At 65.4% G+C, this 16,434-nt stretch carries 14 protein-coding genes; 9 read left to right on the forward strand and 5 right to left on the reverse strand.

Annotated elements, in window-relative coordinates:
- Positions 1–151: 151 nt before the first annotated feature.
- From P6U31_RS32145 to P6U31_RS32160, 4 genes are all read left to right on the forward strand, one after another.
- Entirely contained in the window at positions 152–1,177 is a 1,026-nt protein-coding gene (locus tag P6U31_RS32145; RefSeq protein ID WP_407185641.1) for a class I fructose-bisphosphate aldolase, read from the forward strand.
- A gap of 3 nt (positions 1,178–1,180) precedes the next feature.
- Positions 1,181–1,885, forward strand: a complete 705-nt coding sequence (locus tag P6U31_RS32150) for a thiamine phosphate synthase (protein WP_407185642.1) — start codon at positions 1,181–1,183, stop codon at positions 1,883–1,885.
- 8 nt (positions 1,886–1,893) lie between these two features.
- Positions 1,894–2,970, forward strand: a complete 1,077-nt coding sequence (locus P6U31_RS32155) for a tetratricopeptide repeat protein (RefSeq protein ID WP_407185643.1) — start codon at positions 1,894–1,896, stop codon at positions 2,968–2,970.
- An 85-nt stretch (positions 2,971–3,055) separates the two neighbouring features.
- Positions 3,056–3,841: an inositol monophosphatase family protein gene (locus P6U31_RS32160; RefSeq protein WP_407185644.1), complete on the forward strand. Its 786-nt coding sequence runs from the start codon at positions 3,056–3,058 to the stop codon at positions 3,839–3,841.
- 72 nt (positions 3,842–3,913) lie between these two features.
- Here the strand turns inward: P6U31_RS32160 and P6U31_RS32165 are convergent, their stop codons facing one another.
- The 4 genes from P6U31_RS32165 to P6U31_RS32180 all read right to left on the reverse strand — a co-directional run bounded on the left by P6U31_RS32165 (position 3,914) and on the right by P6U31_RS32180 (position 10,966).
- Positions 3,914–4,648, reverse strand: coding sequence for a reverse transcriptase domain-containing protein (locus P6U31_RS32165; protein WP_407185645.1), 735 nt, complete (start codon positions 4,646–4,648; stop codon positions 3,914–3,916).
- Positions 4,649–5,205: 557 nt separating this feature from the next.
- On the reverse strand, positions 5,206–8,364 hold the full coding sequence (locus P6U31_RS32170) for a multidrug efflux RND transporter permease subunit (RefSeq protein ID WP_407185646.1): 3,159 nt from the start codon (positions 8,362–8,364) through the stop codon (positions 5,206–5,208).
- 159 nt (positions 8,365–8,523) lie between these two features.
- Entirely contained in the window at positions 8,524–9,717 is a 1,194-nt protein-coding gene (locus P6U31_RS32175; RefSeq protein WP_407185647.1) for an efflux RND transporter periplasmic adaptor subunit, read from the reverse strand.
- Between the two features lie 229 nt (positions 9,718–9,946).
- Positions 9,947–10,966, reverse strand: coding sequence for an SAM-dependent methyltransferase (locus P6U31_RS32180; protein ID WP_407185648.1), 1,020 nt, complete (start codon positions 10,964–10,966; stop codon positions 9,947–9,949).
- A 165-nt stretch (positions 10,967–11,131) separates the two neighbouring features.
- On the opposite strand from P6U31_RS32180, the gene P6U31_RS32185 reads away from it, so the two are divergent.
- The 4 genes from P6U31_RS32185 to P6U31_RS32200 all read left to right on the forward strand — a co-directional run bounded on the left by P6U31_RS32185 (position 11,132) and on the right by P6U31_RS32200 (position 14,003).
- Positions 11,132–12,148 carry a flagellar motor protein MotA gene (locus P6U31_RS32185; RefSeq protein WP_407185649.1) on the forward strand — a complete coding sequence of 339 codons (1,017 nt, stop codon included), beginning with the start codon at positions 11,132–11,134 and terminating at the stop codon, positions 12,146–12,148.
- Positions 12,149–12,190: 42 nt separating this feature from the next.
- The gene (locus tag P6U31_RS32190) at positions 12,191–13,219 is read left to right on the forward strand and encodes a peptidoglycan -binding protein (protein ID WP_407185650.1); all 1,029 of its coding nucleotides are present in this window, start codon (positions 12,191–12,193) and stop codon (positions 13,217–13,219) included.
- 47 nt (positions 13,220–13,266) lie between these two features.
- On the forward strand, positions 13,267–13,713 hold the full coding sequence (locus P6U31_RS32195; protein ID WP_407190014.1) for a GNAT family N-acetyltransferase: 447 nt from the start codon (positions 13,267–13,269) through the stop codon (positions 13,711–13,713).
- Between the two features lie 71 nt (positions 13,714–13,784).
- On the forward strand, positions 13,785–14,003 hold the full coding sequence (locus P6U31_RS32200; protein ID WP_407185651.1) for a hypothetical protein: 219 nt from the start codon (positions 13,785–13,787) through the stop codon (positions 14,001–14,003).
- A gap of 78 nt (positions 14,004–14,081) precedes the next feature.
- Here the strand turns inward: P6U31_RS32200 and P6U31_RS32205 are convergent, their stop codons facing one another.
- A complete protein-coding gene (locus tag P6U31_RS32205; protein ID WP_407185652.1) occupies positions 14,082–15,932 on the reverse strand; it encodes an ABC transporter ATP-binding protein/permease in 1,851 nt (616 codons plus the stop codon).
- Between the two features lie 196 nt (positions 15,933–16,128).
- Here P6U31_RS32205 and rpmE point away from each other — a divergent pair, with 196 nt between their 5' ends.
- Positions 16,129–16,356 (forward strand): 50S ribosomal protein L31, encoded by a 228-nt coding sequence (rpmE, locus tag P6U31_RS32210; RefSeq protein WP_024337552.1) that lies wholly within the window; start codon positions 16,129–16,131, stop codon positions 16,354–16,356.
- Positions 16,357–16,434: the final 78 nt, after the last annotated feature.

Here is a 16,434-nt window from a genome sequence, read left to right on the forward strand (position 1 = left end):
GGTGGCGCTCCATGGCTCCGACCTCAGGTTGCTGCCGCTGGCGGGAGGTTTGCCGCCCCCCTTTACCCTGCGACGAACGTTAACTCGGCAATTGCCCGAGAACGGTCTATTTTCCCGGGCAAGGGCAGAATCGTTTTGGGAGGACCTCTCGATGAATCTGACTGAGCTCAACAGGATCGCGACGGCGATGGTCGCACCCGGCAAGGGCATCCTCGCCGCCGACGAATCCTCCGGCACCATCAAGAAGCGCTTCGATGCGATCGGGGTGGAATCGACCGAAGAGAACCGCCGCGACTATCGCGAGATGCTGTTCCGCTCCAAGGACGCCATGAGCCAGTACATCTCCGGCGTCATCCTCTATGACGAGACGATCTGGCAGGATGCGAAGGACGGCACGCCGCTGGTGAAGCTGATCGAACAGGCCGGCGCCATTCCCGGCATCAAGGTCGACGAGGGCACGCAGGCCCTGCCGATGTGCCCCGGCGAACTCGTCACCGTCGGGCTCGACAAGCTCGCCGAGCGCTTAAAGAAATATTACGAGCGGGGCGCGCGTTTTGCCAAATGGCGGGCGGTGATCGACATCGGCAGCGGCATCCCCTCGATGACCGCGATCAGCGTCAACGCCCATGCGCTGGCGCGTTATGCCGCGCTGTGCCAGGCCGCACAGATCGTGCCGATCGTGGAGCCGGAGGTGCTGATGGACGGCGACCACGACATCGAGCGCTGCTATGAGGTCACGCAGCGCGTGCTCAACAAGACCTTCCAGGAATTGCGCGTGCAGCGCGTCGCGCTCGAGGGCATGGTGCTGAAGCCGAACATGGCGATCTCCGGCAAGAAGTGCGGCAAGCAGGCGTCCGTCGAGGAAGTCGCGGAGAAGACAATTCGATTGCTGAAGGCCTGCGTGCCCGCGGCCGTGCCCGGCATCGCCTTCCTCTCCGGCGGCCAGTCGGACGAGGAAGCAACCGCGCATCTCAACGCCATGCACAAGCTCGGCCCGCTGCCCTGGGGCCTGACCTTCTCCTACGGCCGCGCGCTGCAGGCCGCGCCGCAGAAGGCCTGGTCCGGGAAGCCTGAGAACGTCGCGGCCGGACAGCGCGCCTTCAGCCATCGCGCCCGCATGAACGGCCTCGCCTCCAAGGGCGAATGGCAAAGCAGCCTGGAACAGAAGGCAGCCTAGATCTTGTCGAACAAACCGCCTCCGCCACGCCCGGCGCCGCGCCTTTATCTCGCGACGCCCGTCGTCGATGATCCCGCCGCGCTTCAAGCCGAGCTGCCGGCCCTGCTCGCCGCCGCCGACGTCGCAGCCGTGCTGCTGCGGCTGAAGGAGACCGACCCGCGCACCATGATCTCGCGCATCAAGGCCCTGGCGCCGCCGGTGCAGAAGGCGGGCGCCGCGCTGCTCGTCGACGGCCATGCCGAGCTGGTGGCACGCGGCGGCGCCGACGGCGCACACCTGCCCGGCATCGCCGCGCTGAAGGAGGCGCTGCCCTCGCTCAAGCCCGATCGCATCGCCGGCGTCGGCGGGCTGACGACGCGGCACCATTCCATGGACGCGGGCGAGATGGGCGCGGACTACGTGCTGTTCGGCGAGCCCGATGCGAAGGGCCAGCGTCCCTCCGCGCAGGCGATCGCAGAGCGGCTCGACTGGTGGGCCGAGCTGTTCGAGCCGCCCTGCGTCGGATTTGCCACCTCGCTGGAAGAGGCCCACGACTTCGCCCTCAGCGGCGCCGACTTCGTGCTGGTCGGCGACTTCATCTGGGCCGATCCGCGCGGGCCCAAGGCCGCGCTGATCGAGGTCGATACCGCGATCAAGAAGGCCCATGCGACGGCGCTGGCCGGCCAGAATCCTGCGAGCCAAAATCCTGCGAGTCAGGAGCACGGCTAGCGCCCGACATGAAGCTCCCATGCATCACCATGCTGGCCACGCTGCTGCTGACAGTGCCCGCCGCCGCCCAGCTCCAGATCACCCCGCCGGCGACGACGCCGAGCGCACCAGCAGAGAAGCAGAAGCCAAAGCCGCCCGCGCCTGCGAAGAAGAAGAAGGAGGCAGCACCGGCGCCAAAGCCCGCGGCCTCCCCCAAGCCGTCCCCCTCGCCCAAGCCGGCAACCGTAATCCCCGCGCCGCCATCCGATGATTCCAATGTCGATCTGGTGTTCGGCGCCTATCAACGCGGCCAGTACAAGACAGCGTTCGACCTCGCCACGGTGCGCGCGCAAGGAGGCGATCCCAAGGCGATGACCATGCTCGGCGAGCTCTATTCCAACGCCATGGGCATCCGGCGCGACTACGCCAAGGCGGCCGAATGGTACAAGCGCGCTGCCGATGCCGGCGACCGCGAGGCGATGTTCGCGCTGGCCATGCTGCGCATCTCCGGCCGCGGCGGCTCGGTCGACAAGAGCGAAGCGGTCAAGCTGATGGCCTCCGCCGCCAAGCTCGGCGAACCCAAGGCGGCCTACAACCTCGCTTTGCTCTATCTCGATGGCCAGACCCTGCCGCAGGACGTCAAGCGCTCCGCCGAGCTGCTGCGCCAGGCCGCCGATGCCGGGCTGCCCGAGGCGCAATACGCGCTCGCGACCTTCTACAAGGAAGGCACCGGCGTGCCGAAGGACCCGGAACGCGCGGTGCGGCTGCTTCAGGCCGCCTCGCTCGCCGACAATGTCGATGCCGAGGTCGAATATGCCATCGCCATGTTCAACGGCACCGGCACGCCGAAGAACCAGCCGGCCGCCGTGGCCCTGCTCCGCAAAGCCTCCCGCCAGGGCAGCGCAATCGCGCAGAACCGGCTGGCCTGGGTGCTGATCAACGGCGTCGGCACATCCATGGACAAGGTCGAGGGCTTCAAATGGCACCTGGTGGCCAAGACATCAGGCAAGGGCGACCCGGAGCTCGACAAGCAATTGTCCGACCTGCCGGCCGAGGACCGGGCCAAGGCGGAGGCCGCCGCCAGGAAGTGGCTCGGGAGCAAATGACTTGACGCGGGCCCCCTCGCGGGGCACCCAGTCCCTCAAACAGGCGTGTTTCCGCGCCTCTCTCCCCGATCAAGATCCAGAGCTCATGCTGTATTCCGCCACTATCAACGTCATGGTCAAGGCTGCGCGCCGCGCCGGCCGCAGTCTCAAGCGCGATCTCGGCGAGATCGAGCATCTGCAGGTCTCATTGAAGGGGCCGGCGAATTTCGTCTCGCTCGCCGACAAGCGTGCCGAGGAGATCCTGTATCAGGACCTCGCCAAGGCCCGCCCCGGCTACGGCTTCATCGGCGAGGAAGGCGGCACGCGCGAGGGCACCGACAAGAGCCACACCTGGATCGTCGATCCGCTCGACGGCACCACCAACTTCCTGCACGGCATCCCGCAATTCGCGATCTCGATCGGGCTTGCGCGCGAGGGTACGGTGATCGCGGGCGTGATCTACAACCCCGCCAATGACGAGCTCTACATCGCCGAGCGCGGCAAGGGCGCCTTCCTCAACGACCAGCGCCTGCGCGTCGCTGGCCGCCGCCAGCTCAACGAATGCGTGGTGGCCTGCGGCCTGCCCCATATCGGCCGCGGCGACCACGAGGAATTCCGCCGCGAGATGACCGCGATCCAGAACCGCGTCGCAGGGCTTCGCCGCTTCGGCGCCGCCGCCCTCGACCTCGCCTTCGTCGCCGCTGGCCGCCTCGACGGCTATTGGGAGCGCAACCTGCAATCCTGGGACATCGCCGCCGGCATGCTGATGGTGCGCGAAGCCGGCGGAACGGTCAGCGACATCAATACGCCCGGCGATGCGCTGGTGACCGGGGACGTGGTATGCGGCAATGAGTACGTGCACGGGGAGCTGGTGAAGATTCTGCGGAAGTAGGCGGCGCAGGACGACGGCTCTATCTGCAGCATGATCTTTTCGGCTGCACAGTTTCCCGGGTCACGCTCTAAATTAGGCAGCGTTCCGCTCACTTACCCAGTTGCAGTATGCTTCGAAGGCGGAAGTCGCTTCAGCGCTCCGCCATCCGTCAAAGAACTCTTGGATCCGCTCTGGGGTGACGCTCGCTACCCCTTCGCGCAAACTGCAATTGAATACCACCAGTGAATCCGTAGGGGCGACAATCTTGTTTGGGTTGGGGATTAGGTTAGCCTCTACGAAGGCGATCAAGAACAGGTCGTAAAGGGTCTCCAGTGCTGCCTTGTCAGGACCCGAACAAACCAGATCATCCAAGTAAATCGACACGAACGCGCCGGTCTCTTCGGCCCAGCTGACAACTTCCATCACCGGCGAGCGCATCAAACACAAGCTCGCCAATATTGGCGATTGTCGGAAGCCGATCGGAAGCACATAGCAGGGGCCGCCTTCGTAAGGGTTCTTTACGCACGACCATTTCGCAAAAGTCCGAGCGTAAGGATATCCGATACGGTGCAGCGCCGCGGCGACTCTATTGCGCGAAATCGAATAGAAGAAATTGCGGATATCGATCTTGAAGAAAAAGCGGTTCTCGAGGTGGCGATGCAGTGCGGCGACGTGGCCGCCAGGCTTGTAATGGTAGAAGCACTCAGGAAATTCTACGCGAGCTTCAATGAAACGGATGAGCTGCCGCGCCCTCCGGTCGCAATCTTCGTTGGGGGCAAAGATGGCTTTTCCCCTTCGGTCCCATTGGTACTCGTAGTTGAAAAGCATTTGCCGATCCAGTTGACGGCCTTGCTAACGAGATCAACCAGGACGATTACGAATTTCGCAATCGCGATTCCCAGCATGACGACCTCGCGAGCAAGGCGTACGTGTTGAATGAATTTCTTCATCAGACACCTCCTTACTGCGGCCAGCAAACCACGACCCCGAGAGCACGGAGTCGTCAACCGAGCCCAAAGTTCCCTTGTGCAGGCACGCAGGTCCAGTAGCTGAAGTCATGCGCAAGTAGCACAGACCGGAGGTCGTGGGAGTGCGCTGGCAACTCGGCTTACTTGGGAACTCGGATGGAACCTTTCAAGAGAGGAGCCTAAACTTTCAATTGCGGGTAAGACGTGATGAAAAATGGAGGGACACTCAGCGGCTTACACGAAACCTGTGCGAGTGGCGTAGCAGGGGTGACAGCCACTGAGTTGGTCGGACGCTTCGCACGCTCTCAATCGGCCTGGTTGTCTGGGCATTTGCGGTGCGGAGCAAATGCACGCCGTTCAATCCCGAGCTGAAGTCTGGATTGACCACCCCGAGAAGGCAAGCCGGGCGATCGGCGATCAATGGCCTGTGTGCGCCCGTGCCGGCCGGCCGTACGCCTCACCCTCCTTCGCCGCCTTCGGCTCCCGATCCCCCGCCAGCACGCGCTGCACCGAGACGAAGAACACCGGCACCATCAGCAGCGCCAGGATCACCACGGCGATCATGCCGCCCATCACGACGCTGCCGAGCGCCTGCTGGCTGGCGCCGCCGGCGCCGTGGGCGATGGCCATCGGCAGCACGCCGCAGATGAAGGCAAGGCCGGTCATCAGGATCGGACGGAAGCGCAGGCGGCAGGCTTCGATGGTGGCGTCGACCAGGGGCTTGCCTTCCTTCCGCAGGTCTTTCGCGAATTCGATGATCAGGATCGCGTCCTTGGCCGCGAGGCCGATGATGGTGATCAGGCCGACGGTGAAATAGACGTCGTTGGGCAGGCCGCGCAGCATCGCCGCGGTGACGGCGCCGACGATGCCGAGCGGCACGGTGAGCAGCACCGCGAGCGGAATGGTCCAGCTCTCGTAGAGCGCGGCCAGACACAGGAACACCACGAACACCGAGAGCGCGAGCAGGAACGGCGCCTGCGAGCCCGACAGCTTCTCCTGCAGCGACTGGCCGGTCCATTCATAGCCGAAGCCGCGCGGCAGGCGGCCGGCAAGCCGCTCCATCTCGGAAATGGCGTCGCCCGAGGTGAAGCCGGGCCTGGCTTCGCCGGAGATGCGCACCGCCGGATAATAGTTGAAGCCGGCGATCTGCGTCGGACCGCGCGCCCATTCGACCGTAGCAAAGGACGAGAACGGCACGAGCTGGCCGCGACTGTTCTTGACGTTGTAGTTGAGGATGTCCTCGGTCCGCATGCGGTCGCGGGCATCTGCCTGCACCACGACGCGCTGCATGCGGCCGCGGTTCGGGAAATCGTTGATGTAGTTCGAGCCGAGATTGGTCGAGATCGTGTTGTTGATGTCCTCGAAGGTGACGCCGAAGGCGCCGGCCTTCTCGCGGTCGATGACGAGATTGACCACGCCCGCCTCCGGCAGGCCCTCGATATAGACCTTCTGCAGCACCGGGCTGGCATTGGCCTCCGCGATCAGCTGGTCGGCGGCGCGCATCAATTGCACATAGCCCTTCTGGCCACGGTCCTGGAGGCGGAACGAGAAACCCGAGGAGTTGCCGAGATTGTCGATCGGCGGCGGCTGCAGCGCCGAGATCTTGGCGTCGCGGATCGACGACAGATCGCGGTTGATGTCGTTGACGATTGCCGCGGCGGAATCCTTCGGCCCGCGCTCCGACCAGTCCTTCAGCGTGATGAAGGCCTGCGCGGTGTTCATGCCCTGGCCCGAAAAGCTGAAGCCGGTGAGGAAGGTGACGTTGTCGACGCCGGGCCGCTGGGCCAGATATTTCTCCACCTTCTCGATCACGGCCTCGGTGCGGGCGTAGGACGAATCCGACGGCGTCTGCACGTCGGTGGTGACGAAGCCCTGGTCGTCGACCGGCAGGAAGCCGCCGGGCAGGCTGACGAACGCCCAGGACAGACCGACCAGCAGCGCGACGTAGACCAGCATCAGGCGGCCGGTGCGCTTCAGCGAAAAGCCGACGGTGCGGGAATAGCCTTCCTTGCCGCCTTCGAGCACGCGGTTGAACCAGCCGAACACGCCTCTCTTCGCATGACCGTGGCCGGCCGCGACCGGCTTGAGCAGGGTCGCGCACAGCGCCGGCGTCAGCGACAGCGCCAGGAAGGCGGAGAAGCCGATCGCGGCGACCATGGTCACCGAGAACTGGCGATAGATGATGCCGACCGAGCCCGGGAAGAACGCCATCGGCACGAACACCGCCATCAGCACCAGCGTGATGCCGATGATGGCGCCCGATATCTGTGACATCGCCTTGCGCGTCGCTTCCTTCGGCGGCAGGCCTTCCTCGCTCATAATGCGCTCGACGTTCTCGACCACGACGATGGCGTCGTCGACGAGGATGCCGACCGCGAGCACCATGCCGAACATCGAGAGCATGTTGATGGAATAGCCGGCGAGCAGCAGCGTGGAGCAGGCCCCGAGCAGCGCCACCGGCACCACGATGGTCGGAATGATGGTGTAGCGGATGTTCTGGAGGAACAGGAACATCACCACGAACACCAGCACGACGGCTTCGACCAGCGTCGACAGCACCTTCTTGATCGAAGCCTCGACCACGGGCGTGATGTTGTAGGGAATCTCGTAAGTGATGTTGGCCGGGAAGAAGCGCGACAGCTCCTTCATTTTGGCTTCGACCGCGCTCGCGGTCGCCAGCGCGTTGCCGGTCGGCGACATCAGGACGGATAGACCGGCGGTCGGCTTGCCGTCGAGCCGGGTGTTGAACTGGTAGCTGAGACCGCCGATCTCGACGCGCGCGACGTCGCGCAGGCGCACGGTCGAGCCGTCGGCATTGGCGCGCAGGATGATGGCGCCGAACTCGTCCGGCGAGGACAGCTGGCCCTTGACCAGCACCAGCGCCGAGGTGCGCTGGCTCGACGTCGACGGCTCGGCACCGAGGCTGCCCGAGGCGACCTGCGCGTTCTGCGCGGCGATGGCCTTGTTGACGTCGTCGGCGGTGAGCCCATAGCCGACCAGCTTGGCCGGATCGACCCAGACGCGAAGCGAACGCTCGGTCGAATAGAGCGTGGCGCGGCCGACGCCGGGAATGCGGCGGATCTCGCCGAGCACGTTGCGGATCATGAAGTCGCCGAGGCCGACCTCGTCCAGGCTGCCGTCGGTCGAATTCAGCGTGATGATCTGCAGCACCGCGCTGGAGGCTTCCTCGATCAGGATGCCCTGCTGCATCACCGCACGCGGCAGGCGCGCCTCGACGCGCTTGATGCGGTTCTGCACCTCGACCGAGGCGGCGCTGGTATCGGTGCCCGGCTGGAAGTTGGCGATGATCTCGACCTGGCCGAGCGAGTCGCTGGTCGATTCGAAGTTGAGGATGTTGGCGGCGCCGTTGAGCTCCTCCTCGATCAGCCGCGTGACGCTGTTGTAGAGGTTCTCCGGCGAGGCGCCGGGATAGCTGGTCGAGATCGAGATCGAGGGCGGCGCGATGATCGGATATTGCGCGATCGGCAGCAGCGGCACCGCGATCGCACCGATCAAGCAGATGAACAGCGCGACCACCCAGGCGAAGATTGGCCTGTCGATGAAGAAACTCGCCATTTGGCGCTCTACCCTCGTTGTTTCGTGAGTCCCTCATGGTGAGGAGCGCGGAACGCGCGTCTCGAACCATGAAGGCCCGGCTCTCGCCCGCGGCCATCCTTCGAGACGCCCGCTTTCAGCGGGCTCCTCAGGATGAGGACCACACTTGCCGCGCGAACGTTACCGCGTGAGCTGCTGGGCGTGCCGATTGTCCGCGGTCGCGTCCGCTTCTGACCAGGACTGCGGCTTGACCTTGTCGCCGGCCGCGAACTTCTGGAAGCCTTCGACCACGACCTTGTCGCCGGCCTTCAGGCCCTCGGTGACGAACCAGACGCCGTCCTGCACCGAGCCGGTGCGCACCGGCTGCACCGCGATGTGGTTGTCGTCCTTGACGACGAACACTTCGCTGCCGCCGCCGCCATTGTGCTGGATCGCCTGCTGCGGCACCGCGATCGCATCGGAATCGAGACCCTGGTCGATGCGGACGCGGACATACATGCCCGGCAGCAATTCCCGCTTGGGATTGGGGAACTCGCCGCGCAGCGTCACCTGCCCGGTGTGGGCGTCGACCTTGGCATCGGAGAACAGCAGCTTGCCGTCGAGCGAATAGATGGTGTTGTCGTCGAGCACCAAGCGCACCTTGGCGGCATCGGAGGCGATGCGCTCGAGGTCGCCGGTCTCGAAGGCACGGCGGAGCTGGTTGAGCTCGGTCACCGACTGGGTGAAGTCGGCATAGATCGGATCGAGCTGCTGGATGGTGGCGAGATTGGTCTCGTTCTGCACCGCAAGGGCGCCCTCGCTGACAAGGGCCGCACCGACCACGCCGTCGATCGGCGCGCGCACGGTGGCGTAGTCGAGATTAAGCCTGGCCCGCGAGAGATCGGCCTTGCGACCTTCGACCTCGGCATGGGCCTGGCGTTCGGCCGCAATCGCCTTCTCGTTCTCGGCTTCCGGAGCGGCGCGATCCTTGGTGAGGGTGGCGATACGGTGCGCCTGCTGCTTCGCCTGCATCAACGCAGCTTCCGCCTTGGCGAGCGCAGCCTCGTTGGCCATCACCTCGACCTCGAACGGGCGCGGATCGATGCGGTAGAGCGGATCGCCCGCCTTCACCTCGCTGCCCTGCCGGAACAGGCGCTCGACCACGATCCCGGAGACGCGCGGCCGCACCTCGGCGACACGCGTCGGGGCGATGCGGCCGGGCAGCTCGCGCACCACGGCGCGGGCTTGCTGCTTGACGATGACGACGCTGACGTCAGGATGAGCCGGCGGGGCGGCGGACACTGCAGAGCTGGATTCCTCGCAAGCCCCGAGCAGCGGCGCAAGGGCCGCGAGCATCAGTGCAACGCATGCCGTTCGCGCGCGAAGTCCAGACATGAAATAGGGTGCCCCGATGTTGTTGAAACGGAATCAAGCACAGCGCGGCGCCCGTTCTAGGCGAATGACCGCGCGGCTGATGACGTCAAAATAGAATGGAGCTGCTGCGACGCAACGCGCATTGCGGGCGGCTCAATGTCACACGAGCTATCATTTTGAATAAACGATCATTTTTTGGTGTCACCGGATCGTGAGTTCCATCCGGGCGTGCCGCGACAGAAGATCGCAATTACTCGGCCGCCTTCATCCGGTAGTGGCTGACGCCCCATTCGGTTCCATCGGCATAGCCGAACAGGCCCGATGTCGCGAGCAGGAGCCAGCGCCACCGCCGCATCCACATGCAGGTCTGCTCGCCATAGGCCTTGCGCAAGGATGCCTCGATCGCGTCCCGATGCGCGTCGAAATTGGCGAGCCAGTCGTTGGCGGTGCGTTGATAATGGGTGCCGCTCCAGCACCATTCCTTCTCGATCGCAAAGAGGTCGTCGAACTGCCTGACGAGGTGATGGCTTGGCATCAGCCCGCCCGTGAAGACGTGCTGGGCGATCCAATCCTCGCGATCGGACCGGTCGAACAGGTGGGACCCGGTACGATGCGTGGCGATGTGCATGAAGAACCGCCCCTCGGGCGCAAGCCACGATCGCAGGCGCGTCATCAGCTTGCGCCAGTTCATGATGTGCTCGAACGTCTCGACCGCGACGATGCGGTCGAACTGGGCGTCGGGCGCGAACACGTTCATGTCCGCGGCGACCGCGCGCAGGTTCAGCAAGCCGCGCTGCCGCGCCTGCTCCTCGACATGGGCACGCTGCGCCTGCGAGGTCGCCACCGCCGTCACCTTGGCATGCGGAAACTGCCGCGCCACCCACAGCGACAACGAGCCCCAGCCGCAGCCGAGCTCAAGGATGGTTTGGCCGTCGGCGAGGCCGGCGTGCTCGACGGTCTGGCGCAGCGCCTCCTCCTCCGCCTCCTGCAAGGTGGTCGCGGCGGTCTTGTAGAAGCAGCAGGAGTATTTTCGGCTCGGGCCGAGCACGTCCGCGAAGAACGAAGCGGGCACCTCGTCACGCCCGGCCTCGGCATGCTCGGCGATCGGCCGCAGCATCATCCGGCCAGCGAAGGCGGCATCGGCCGCGGCGTCATGGGCGGCGAGGCGGGTTGCGGTGCGGGAGCACAGGCGCTGGATCGCGGCGCGGATCACGACATCGGGCAACGGCACGCGTTCGGCAGTCCCGATGATCGCGGAAACGACGCTCATGCGCCCCCCCAATGGCGAATCTCTGCAGATATCTGGCTATCAAAGCGCCGTTTCCCGTCCCGGTTCCCACGCTGTCCCCGAAATCGGCGCATCCGGCGCTTTTTTTGGGCTGGCGCTGTGCCATAGTGCGCAGCGCAAGCAAGTTTGTAATGGATGATACCGGCCATGCCGTCAGGCACTTCGCCCCGTTCCACCATGGATATCGAGTACACCAAACTGTCCTCGCCCAGCGTCTTCCTGGTGCGGATGCTGGTCTTCCTGGTGCTGTGCACGCTGGTGGGCGTGGTGCTCTACAAGCAGATCATCCAGGCCTTCTTCGCCAATCCCGGCCTCAATGCCCTGATCGGGGCCGTGCTGTTCATCGGCATCATCCTGGCCTTCCGGCAGGTGATCCGGCTCTACCCCGAGGTCTCCTGGGTCAACAATTTCCGCATTGCCGATCCCGGCCTGGCGCCGGCCCGGCACCCGAAACTGCTGGCGCCGATGGCGGCCATCCTCGGCGGCGAGCGCTCCGGGCGGATGAGCATCACCCAGACCACGATGCGGCATCTGCTCGATTCGATCGCGACCCGCCTCGATGAAGCCCGCGACATCTCGCGCTACATGACCGGCCTCCTGGTCTTCCTCGGCCTGCTCGGCACCTTCTGGGGCCTGATCGAGACCGTCGGCTCGGTCGGCAAGGTGATCGATAGCCTCAAGGTTGGCGGCGATTCCGGGGCGCTGTTCGACACGCTGAAGGAGGGGCTCGCCGCGCCGCTGGGCGGCATGGGCATCTCGTTCTCGAGCTCGCTGTTCGGCCTCGCCGGCTCGCTGATCCTCGGCTTCCTCGACCTGCAATCGAGCCAGGCGCAGAACCGTTTCTACACCGACCTCGAGGACTGGCTCGCCACCACCGTGCGCGAATATGGCAATGGCGAGGTGCCGGTTGCGACGAGCGGCGGGGTCGCCAGCGGCGAGCTCCAGGCCGCAGTCGAGCGGCTGCGCTCCGTGCTCGAGGAAGGCAGTGCCAGCCGCGGCACCACGGCGGCGATGGCGAGCCTTGCCGAAGCGATCCAGGCGCTGGTCTCGCACATGCGCACCGAGCAGCAGATGATCCGCGAATGGGCCGACGGCCAGGGCGAGCAGAACCGCGAGATCCGGCGCTTGTTGGAGCGCCTCGCGCGCCAACCGGAGAAGAGCTGAGGACGGTATTGCGTCCCGGACACGACAGAAACGGAGACGTCAATGGCTCTAGCGCGCGGCCGCCGCAGCGAAGGCGCCTTCAACTACTGGCCCGGCTTCGTCGACGCGCTGTCGACGCTGGTGCTGTCGATCGTGTTTCTGCTGTCGGTGTTCCTGGTGGTGCAGTTCTTCCTGTCGCAGGAGGTCACCGGCAAGGACAAGGCGCTGGAGCAGCTCAACGCCAAGATCGCCCAGCTCAACGAGCTGTTGTCGCTGGAGAAGCTCGGCAAGCTCACGCTTGACGACCAAGTCTCGCAATTGAGGGCGGGCCTCGCCTCGGCCGAGTCCGAGCGCGACCGCATCAAGGGTCTCTATGACGGCCTCGCCGCCGCCGGCAACGACGCGCAAGGCAAGACCGCCGAGCTCGGCAAGGCGCTGGATTCCGAGAAGGCGGTCTCGGCGCGGGCGCTGGCGCAGATCGAGGTGCTGAACCAGCAGATCAGCGCGCTGCGCCGGCAATTGGCGGCGCTGGAAGAGGCGCTCGATGCCTCCGAGAAGCGCGACAAGGAATCGCAGAATCGCATTGCCGATCTGGGCTCCCGCCTGAATGTTGCCCTGGCGCAGCGCGTTCAGGAATTGTCGCGCTATCGCTCGGAGTTCTTCGGCCGCCTGCGCGCCATCCTCGGCAACCGCCCCGACATCCGCATCGTCGGCGACCGCTTCGTGTTCCAGTCCGAAGTGTTCTTCGACACCGGACAGGCGACCCTGCTGCCCGAGGGCCGCGCCGAGCTCGACACGCTCGCGACCGCGCTGATCGAGCTCGACAAGAAGATCCCGAGCGAGATCCCCTGGGTGCTGCGCGTCGACGGCCATACCGACATCCGTCCGGTCAACGGTCCGAACTTCAAGTCGAACTGGGACCTGTCCGCCGCGCGCTCGATTTCGGTGGTGCAATATCTGATCTCGCTCGGCGTGCCCGCCCAGCGCCTCGTCGCGGCCGGCTTCGGCGAGTTCCAGCCGCTCGATCCGGGAAATACCGAGGAAGCCTACAAGCGCAATCGCCGCATCGAACTGAAACTGACGGAGCGGTAGTGGTGAAGGATACACCACGGCTCGTCATTGCCGGGCTTGACGGGAGTATCCCGATGATCCACCTCCGCCCCTACGCGGTCTCGGACGAGGCTGCCGCGATCGACCTCTGGCATCGCACCTGGCAGCAGGCCTATCCGCAGATCGACTTCGCGGCCCGGCTGGACTGGTGGCGCGAGCGCTGGCGCAAGGATCTGGTGCCCAAGGCCGCGATCGTCGTGGCGGAACAGGACGGCGCGCTGACCGGCTTCGTCACCATCGATGGCGAGGGCTATCTCGACCAGCTCGTAGTCGATCCCGCGCATTGGGGCTCTGACGCGGCAAGACTGCTGGTGGATGAAGCCAAGCGGCTGTCGCCCTCAGGCGTCACGCTGCTCGTCAACAAGGACAACGCCCGCGCCATCCGCTTCTACGAGCGCAACGGCTTTGCCCATGAGGGCTCCGACGTGAACCCCACCTCGGGCCGGCCGGTGCTGAAGATGGTGTGGCGGGCGTGAGGCCTGTCACGGTTGGATCCGGGGCTGCCTGCTAATCGTTGTAGTCAAGCGCGAGCAGATGGAGACGATCGATGAAGCTGCGCGACCTGGCTCAGGGTTCCTCGGTCTTTCTGGGCGTCATCCTCGCCGGATATGTGTCGACCAGCTATGTCGACCAGCGCTTCGCATCGCACGAGACGACGTCTGGGCCGACGAGCGCCCCTGCCGCATCGGCCTGCGTCGGCGAGGACGGCAGCTGGAAGAACTGGCCATGGCCGAATGTGCCGGCACTCTCGCCGAAGTGCCGGTAAGGATGGCTCCGTTACACTCCGCTGTCATCATCCGCGCAGGGGTGATGACACCGTCGTTATGATGACGATCGAAACGCCTCACGCGCCTTCGAACTGCAGCCGCGCCAGCCGCGCATAAAGTCCGTTCGCCGCCACCAGCTCGGCATGCGTGCCCTGCTCGACGATCCGGCCCTGGTCCATCACAAGGATGCGGTCGCAGGAGAGCACGGTGGCGAGGCGATGGGCGATGACGAGCGTGGTGCGGTGGCGCATCAGCTCTTCCAGCGCGGTCTGCACCAGGGTTTCGCTCTCCGCATCGAGCGCGGAGGTGGCTTCATCGAGCAGCAGCAGCGGCGCATCGCGCAGGATGGCGCGGGCGATCGCGATGCGCTGGCGCTGGCCGCCGGACAGCGTCACACCGCGCTCACCGAGCGCCGTCTCGAAACCTTCCGGCAGGCGGCGGATGAATTCGGCGGCATGGGCGAGCTCGGCGGCGCGTTCGACCTCGGCATCGGTCGCATCGGGCCGGCCGAAGCGGATGTTCTCGCGGGCACTGGCGGCGAACACCACGGATTCCTGCGGCACCAGCGCGATGCGCGAGCGGAAGTCGCGGGGATCGGCGGACTTGACCGGCACGCCGTCGAGCGAGATCGCGCCGCTGCGCGGATCGTAGAAGCGCAGCAACAGGTGAAAGATCGTGCTCTTGCCGGCGCCGGACGGACCGACGATCGCGACCTTCTCGCCCGGGCGCACCGTGAACGACACGGCATCGAGCACGTTGACGTCGCGCCGCGCCGGATAGGCAAAGCTCACCTGATCGAATCCGACCTCGCCGCGTGCCGGCACCGGCAGCGCGCGCACGGAGGCGGGCGCGGTGATGTCAGGCTTCACATGCAGGATCTCGAACAGGCGCTCGGCCGCGCCCGATGCCGCCGAGACCTCGCCCCAGACCTCGCTGAGCTGGCCGAGGCCCGCGGCGGCGAACACTGCATACAGCACGAACTGACCGAGCCGGCCCGGCGAAATCGCACCGGTGAGCACGTCATGCGAGCCGATCCAGAGGATCGCGACCACGCTGGCGAACACGATGAAGATGATGATGGCGGTGAGCACGGCGCGCGCCTGGGTCGAGGTGCGCGCGGCCTCATAGGCCTGCTCGACCTCGCCGCCGAAACGCTTCTCGGCAAACTGCTCGCTGGTATAGGCCTGCACGGTGCGGATCGCGCCGACCAATTCGCCCGCATAGGCCGAGGCCTCGGCGAGCGTGTCCTGCGCATTGCGCGACAGCCGCCGCACCCAGCGCCCGAAGGCAACCAGCGGCAGCACGATCAGGGGGATGGCCAGCAGCACGAAGCCGGAGAGTTTCGGGCTGGTGATCACCATCATGGCGGCGGCGCCCAGGAACATCATCAGATTGCGCAGCGCGATCGAGACGGAGGCACCGACGGCCGATTTGAGCTGGGTGGTATCCGCGGTGAGCCGCGAGATCAATTCGCCGCTGCGCGCGGAATCGAAGAAGGCGGGAGACAGCGAGAGCAGATGGGCGAAGACGTCGCGCCTGAGGTCGGCGACGATGCGCTCGCCGATGGTCATCACGAGGTAGTAGCGCGCGGCGCTCGCCAGCGCGAGCACGCCGACCACCGCGAGCATCACCGAGAAGTAGCTGTTGATCAGCTCGATGCCCTCGGGCGTCAGGCCGAAATCGATCATCCGGCGCACTGCGACCGGCACCAGCAGCGTGGTCAGTGCCGCGATCGTGAGTGCGACGAAGGCCAGCGCCGCCCGACCGCGATAGCGGCTGACATAGGGCGCCAGCGCGAGCAGCGGCCGCAGCTTGGCGCGGCCCTTGGCCGGCTCTTCGATCAGCTCGGCTTCGATCGAGGGGGTGTCCGCGGCGTTCATTCCGGGCTGATCGACATATTGGTCATCAAGCCGTTCCACTGCGCTCATGAGATCCGACCCATTGCATTCATTTGCTCCCAATAGGCCGGTGCAAGAGTAGTGGCAAATCCGGGATGTCCCTTAGGGGCAAACCCGGTTCAGCCCGGCAGCATGGCTTGTTTTGCCTGATCTCGTGAGGTATAGAGCCGCCCAAATCCGTCATTCGCTAGCCACCAAAAAGGCGCCGGGCGCCGAGGAATTTGCCATGAAAGCCGAAATTCATCCGGATTATCATACGATTAAGGTCGTGATGACCGACGGAACGGAGTACCTGACCCGCTCGACCTGGGGCAAGGAAGGCGACACGCTGAACCTCGACATCGACCCGAAGTCGCACCCGGCCTGGACCGGCGGCTCGGCCCAGATCATGGATCGCGGCGGCCGCGTCTCGCGCTTCCAGAAAAAGTTTTCGGGCTTTCTCAAAAAGGATTGATCCGCCCGCAAGGCTGGACATGAAAACGCCCCCGCAGAGCCGGGGGCGTTTTTGTTTTTGACGTCATTGCGAGAAGCA

It is taken from the genome of Bradyrhizobium centrosematis (genome assembly GCF_045571495.1).
GTDB classification, from domain to species: Bacteria; Pseudomonadota; Alphaproteobacteria; order Rhizobiales; family Xanthobacteraceae; genus Bradyrhizobium; species Bradyrhizobium centrosematis.

What these genes read in the sequence shown, in the direction of transcription:
- P6U31_RS32190 (WP_407185650.1), top strand. Translation starts at nt 12,191, where the DNA reads ATGGCTCTAGCGCGCGGCCGCCGCAGCGAAGGCGCCTTCAACTACTGG.
- P6U31_RS32185 (WP_407185649.1), top strand. Translation starts at nt 11,132, where the DNA reads ATGCCGTCAGGCACTTCGCCCCGTTCCACCATGGATATCGAGTACACC.
- P6U31_RS32145 (WP_407185641.1), top strand. Translation starts at nt 152, where the DNA reads ATGAATCTGACTGAGCTCAACAGGATCGCGACGGCGATGGTCGCACCC.
- P6U31_RS32205 (WP_407185652.1), bottom strand. Translation starts at nt 15,932, where the DNA reads ATGAGCGCAGTGGAACGGCTTGATGACCAATATGTCGATCAGCCCGGA.
- P6U31_RS32155 (WP_407185643.1), top strand. Translation starts at nt 1,894, where the DNA reads ATGAAGCTCCCATGCATCACCATGCTGGCCACGCTGCTGCTGACAGTG.
- P6U31_RS32170 (WP_407185646.1), bottom strand. Translation starts at nt 8,364, where the DNA reads ATGGCGAGTTTCTTCATCGACAGGCCAATCTTCGCCTGGGTGGTCGCG.
- rpmE (WP_024337552.1), top strand. Translation starts at nt 16,129, where the DNA reads ATGAAAGCCGAAATTCATCCGGATTATCATACGATTAAGGTCGTGATG.
- P6U31_RS32180 (WP_407185648.1), bottom strand. Translation starts at nt 10,966, where the DNA reads ATGAGCGTCGTTTCCGCGATCATCGGGACTGCCGAACGCGTGCCGTTG.
- P6U31_RS32165 (WP_407185645.1), bottom strand. Translation starts at nt 4,648, where the DNA reads ATGCTTTTCAACTACGAGTACCAATGGGACCGAAGGGGAAAAGCCATC.
- P6U31_RS32175 (WP_407185647.1), bottom strand. Translation starts at nt 9,717, where the DNA reads ATGTCTGGACTTCGCGCGCGAACGGCATGCGTTGCACTGATGCTCGCG.
- P6U31_RS32200 (WP_407185651.1), top strand. Translation starts at nt 13,785, where the DNA reads ATGAAGCTGCGCGACCTGGCTCAGGGTTCCTCGGTCTTTCTGGGCGTC.
- P6U31_RS32160 (WP_407185644.1), top strand. Translation starts at nt 3,056, where the DNA reads ATGCTGTATTCCGCCACTATCAACGTCATGGTCAAGGCTGCGCGCCGC.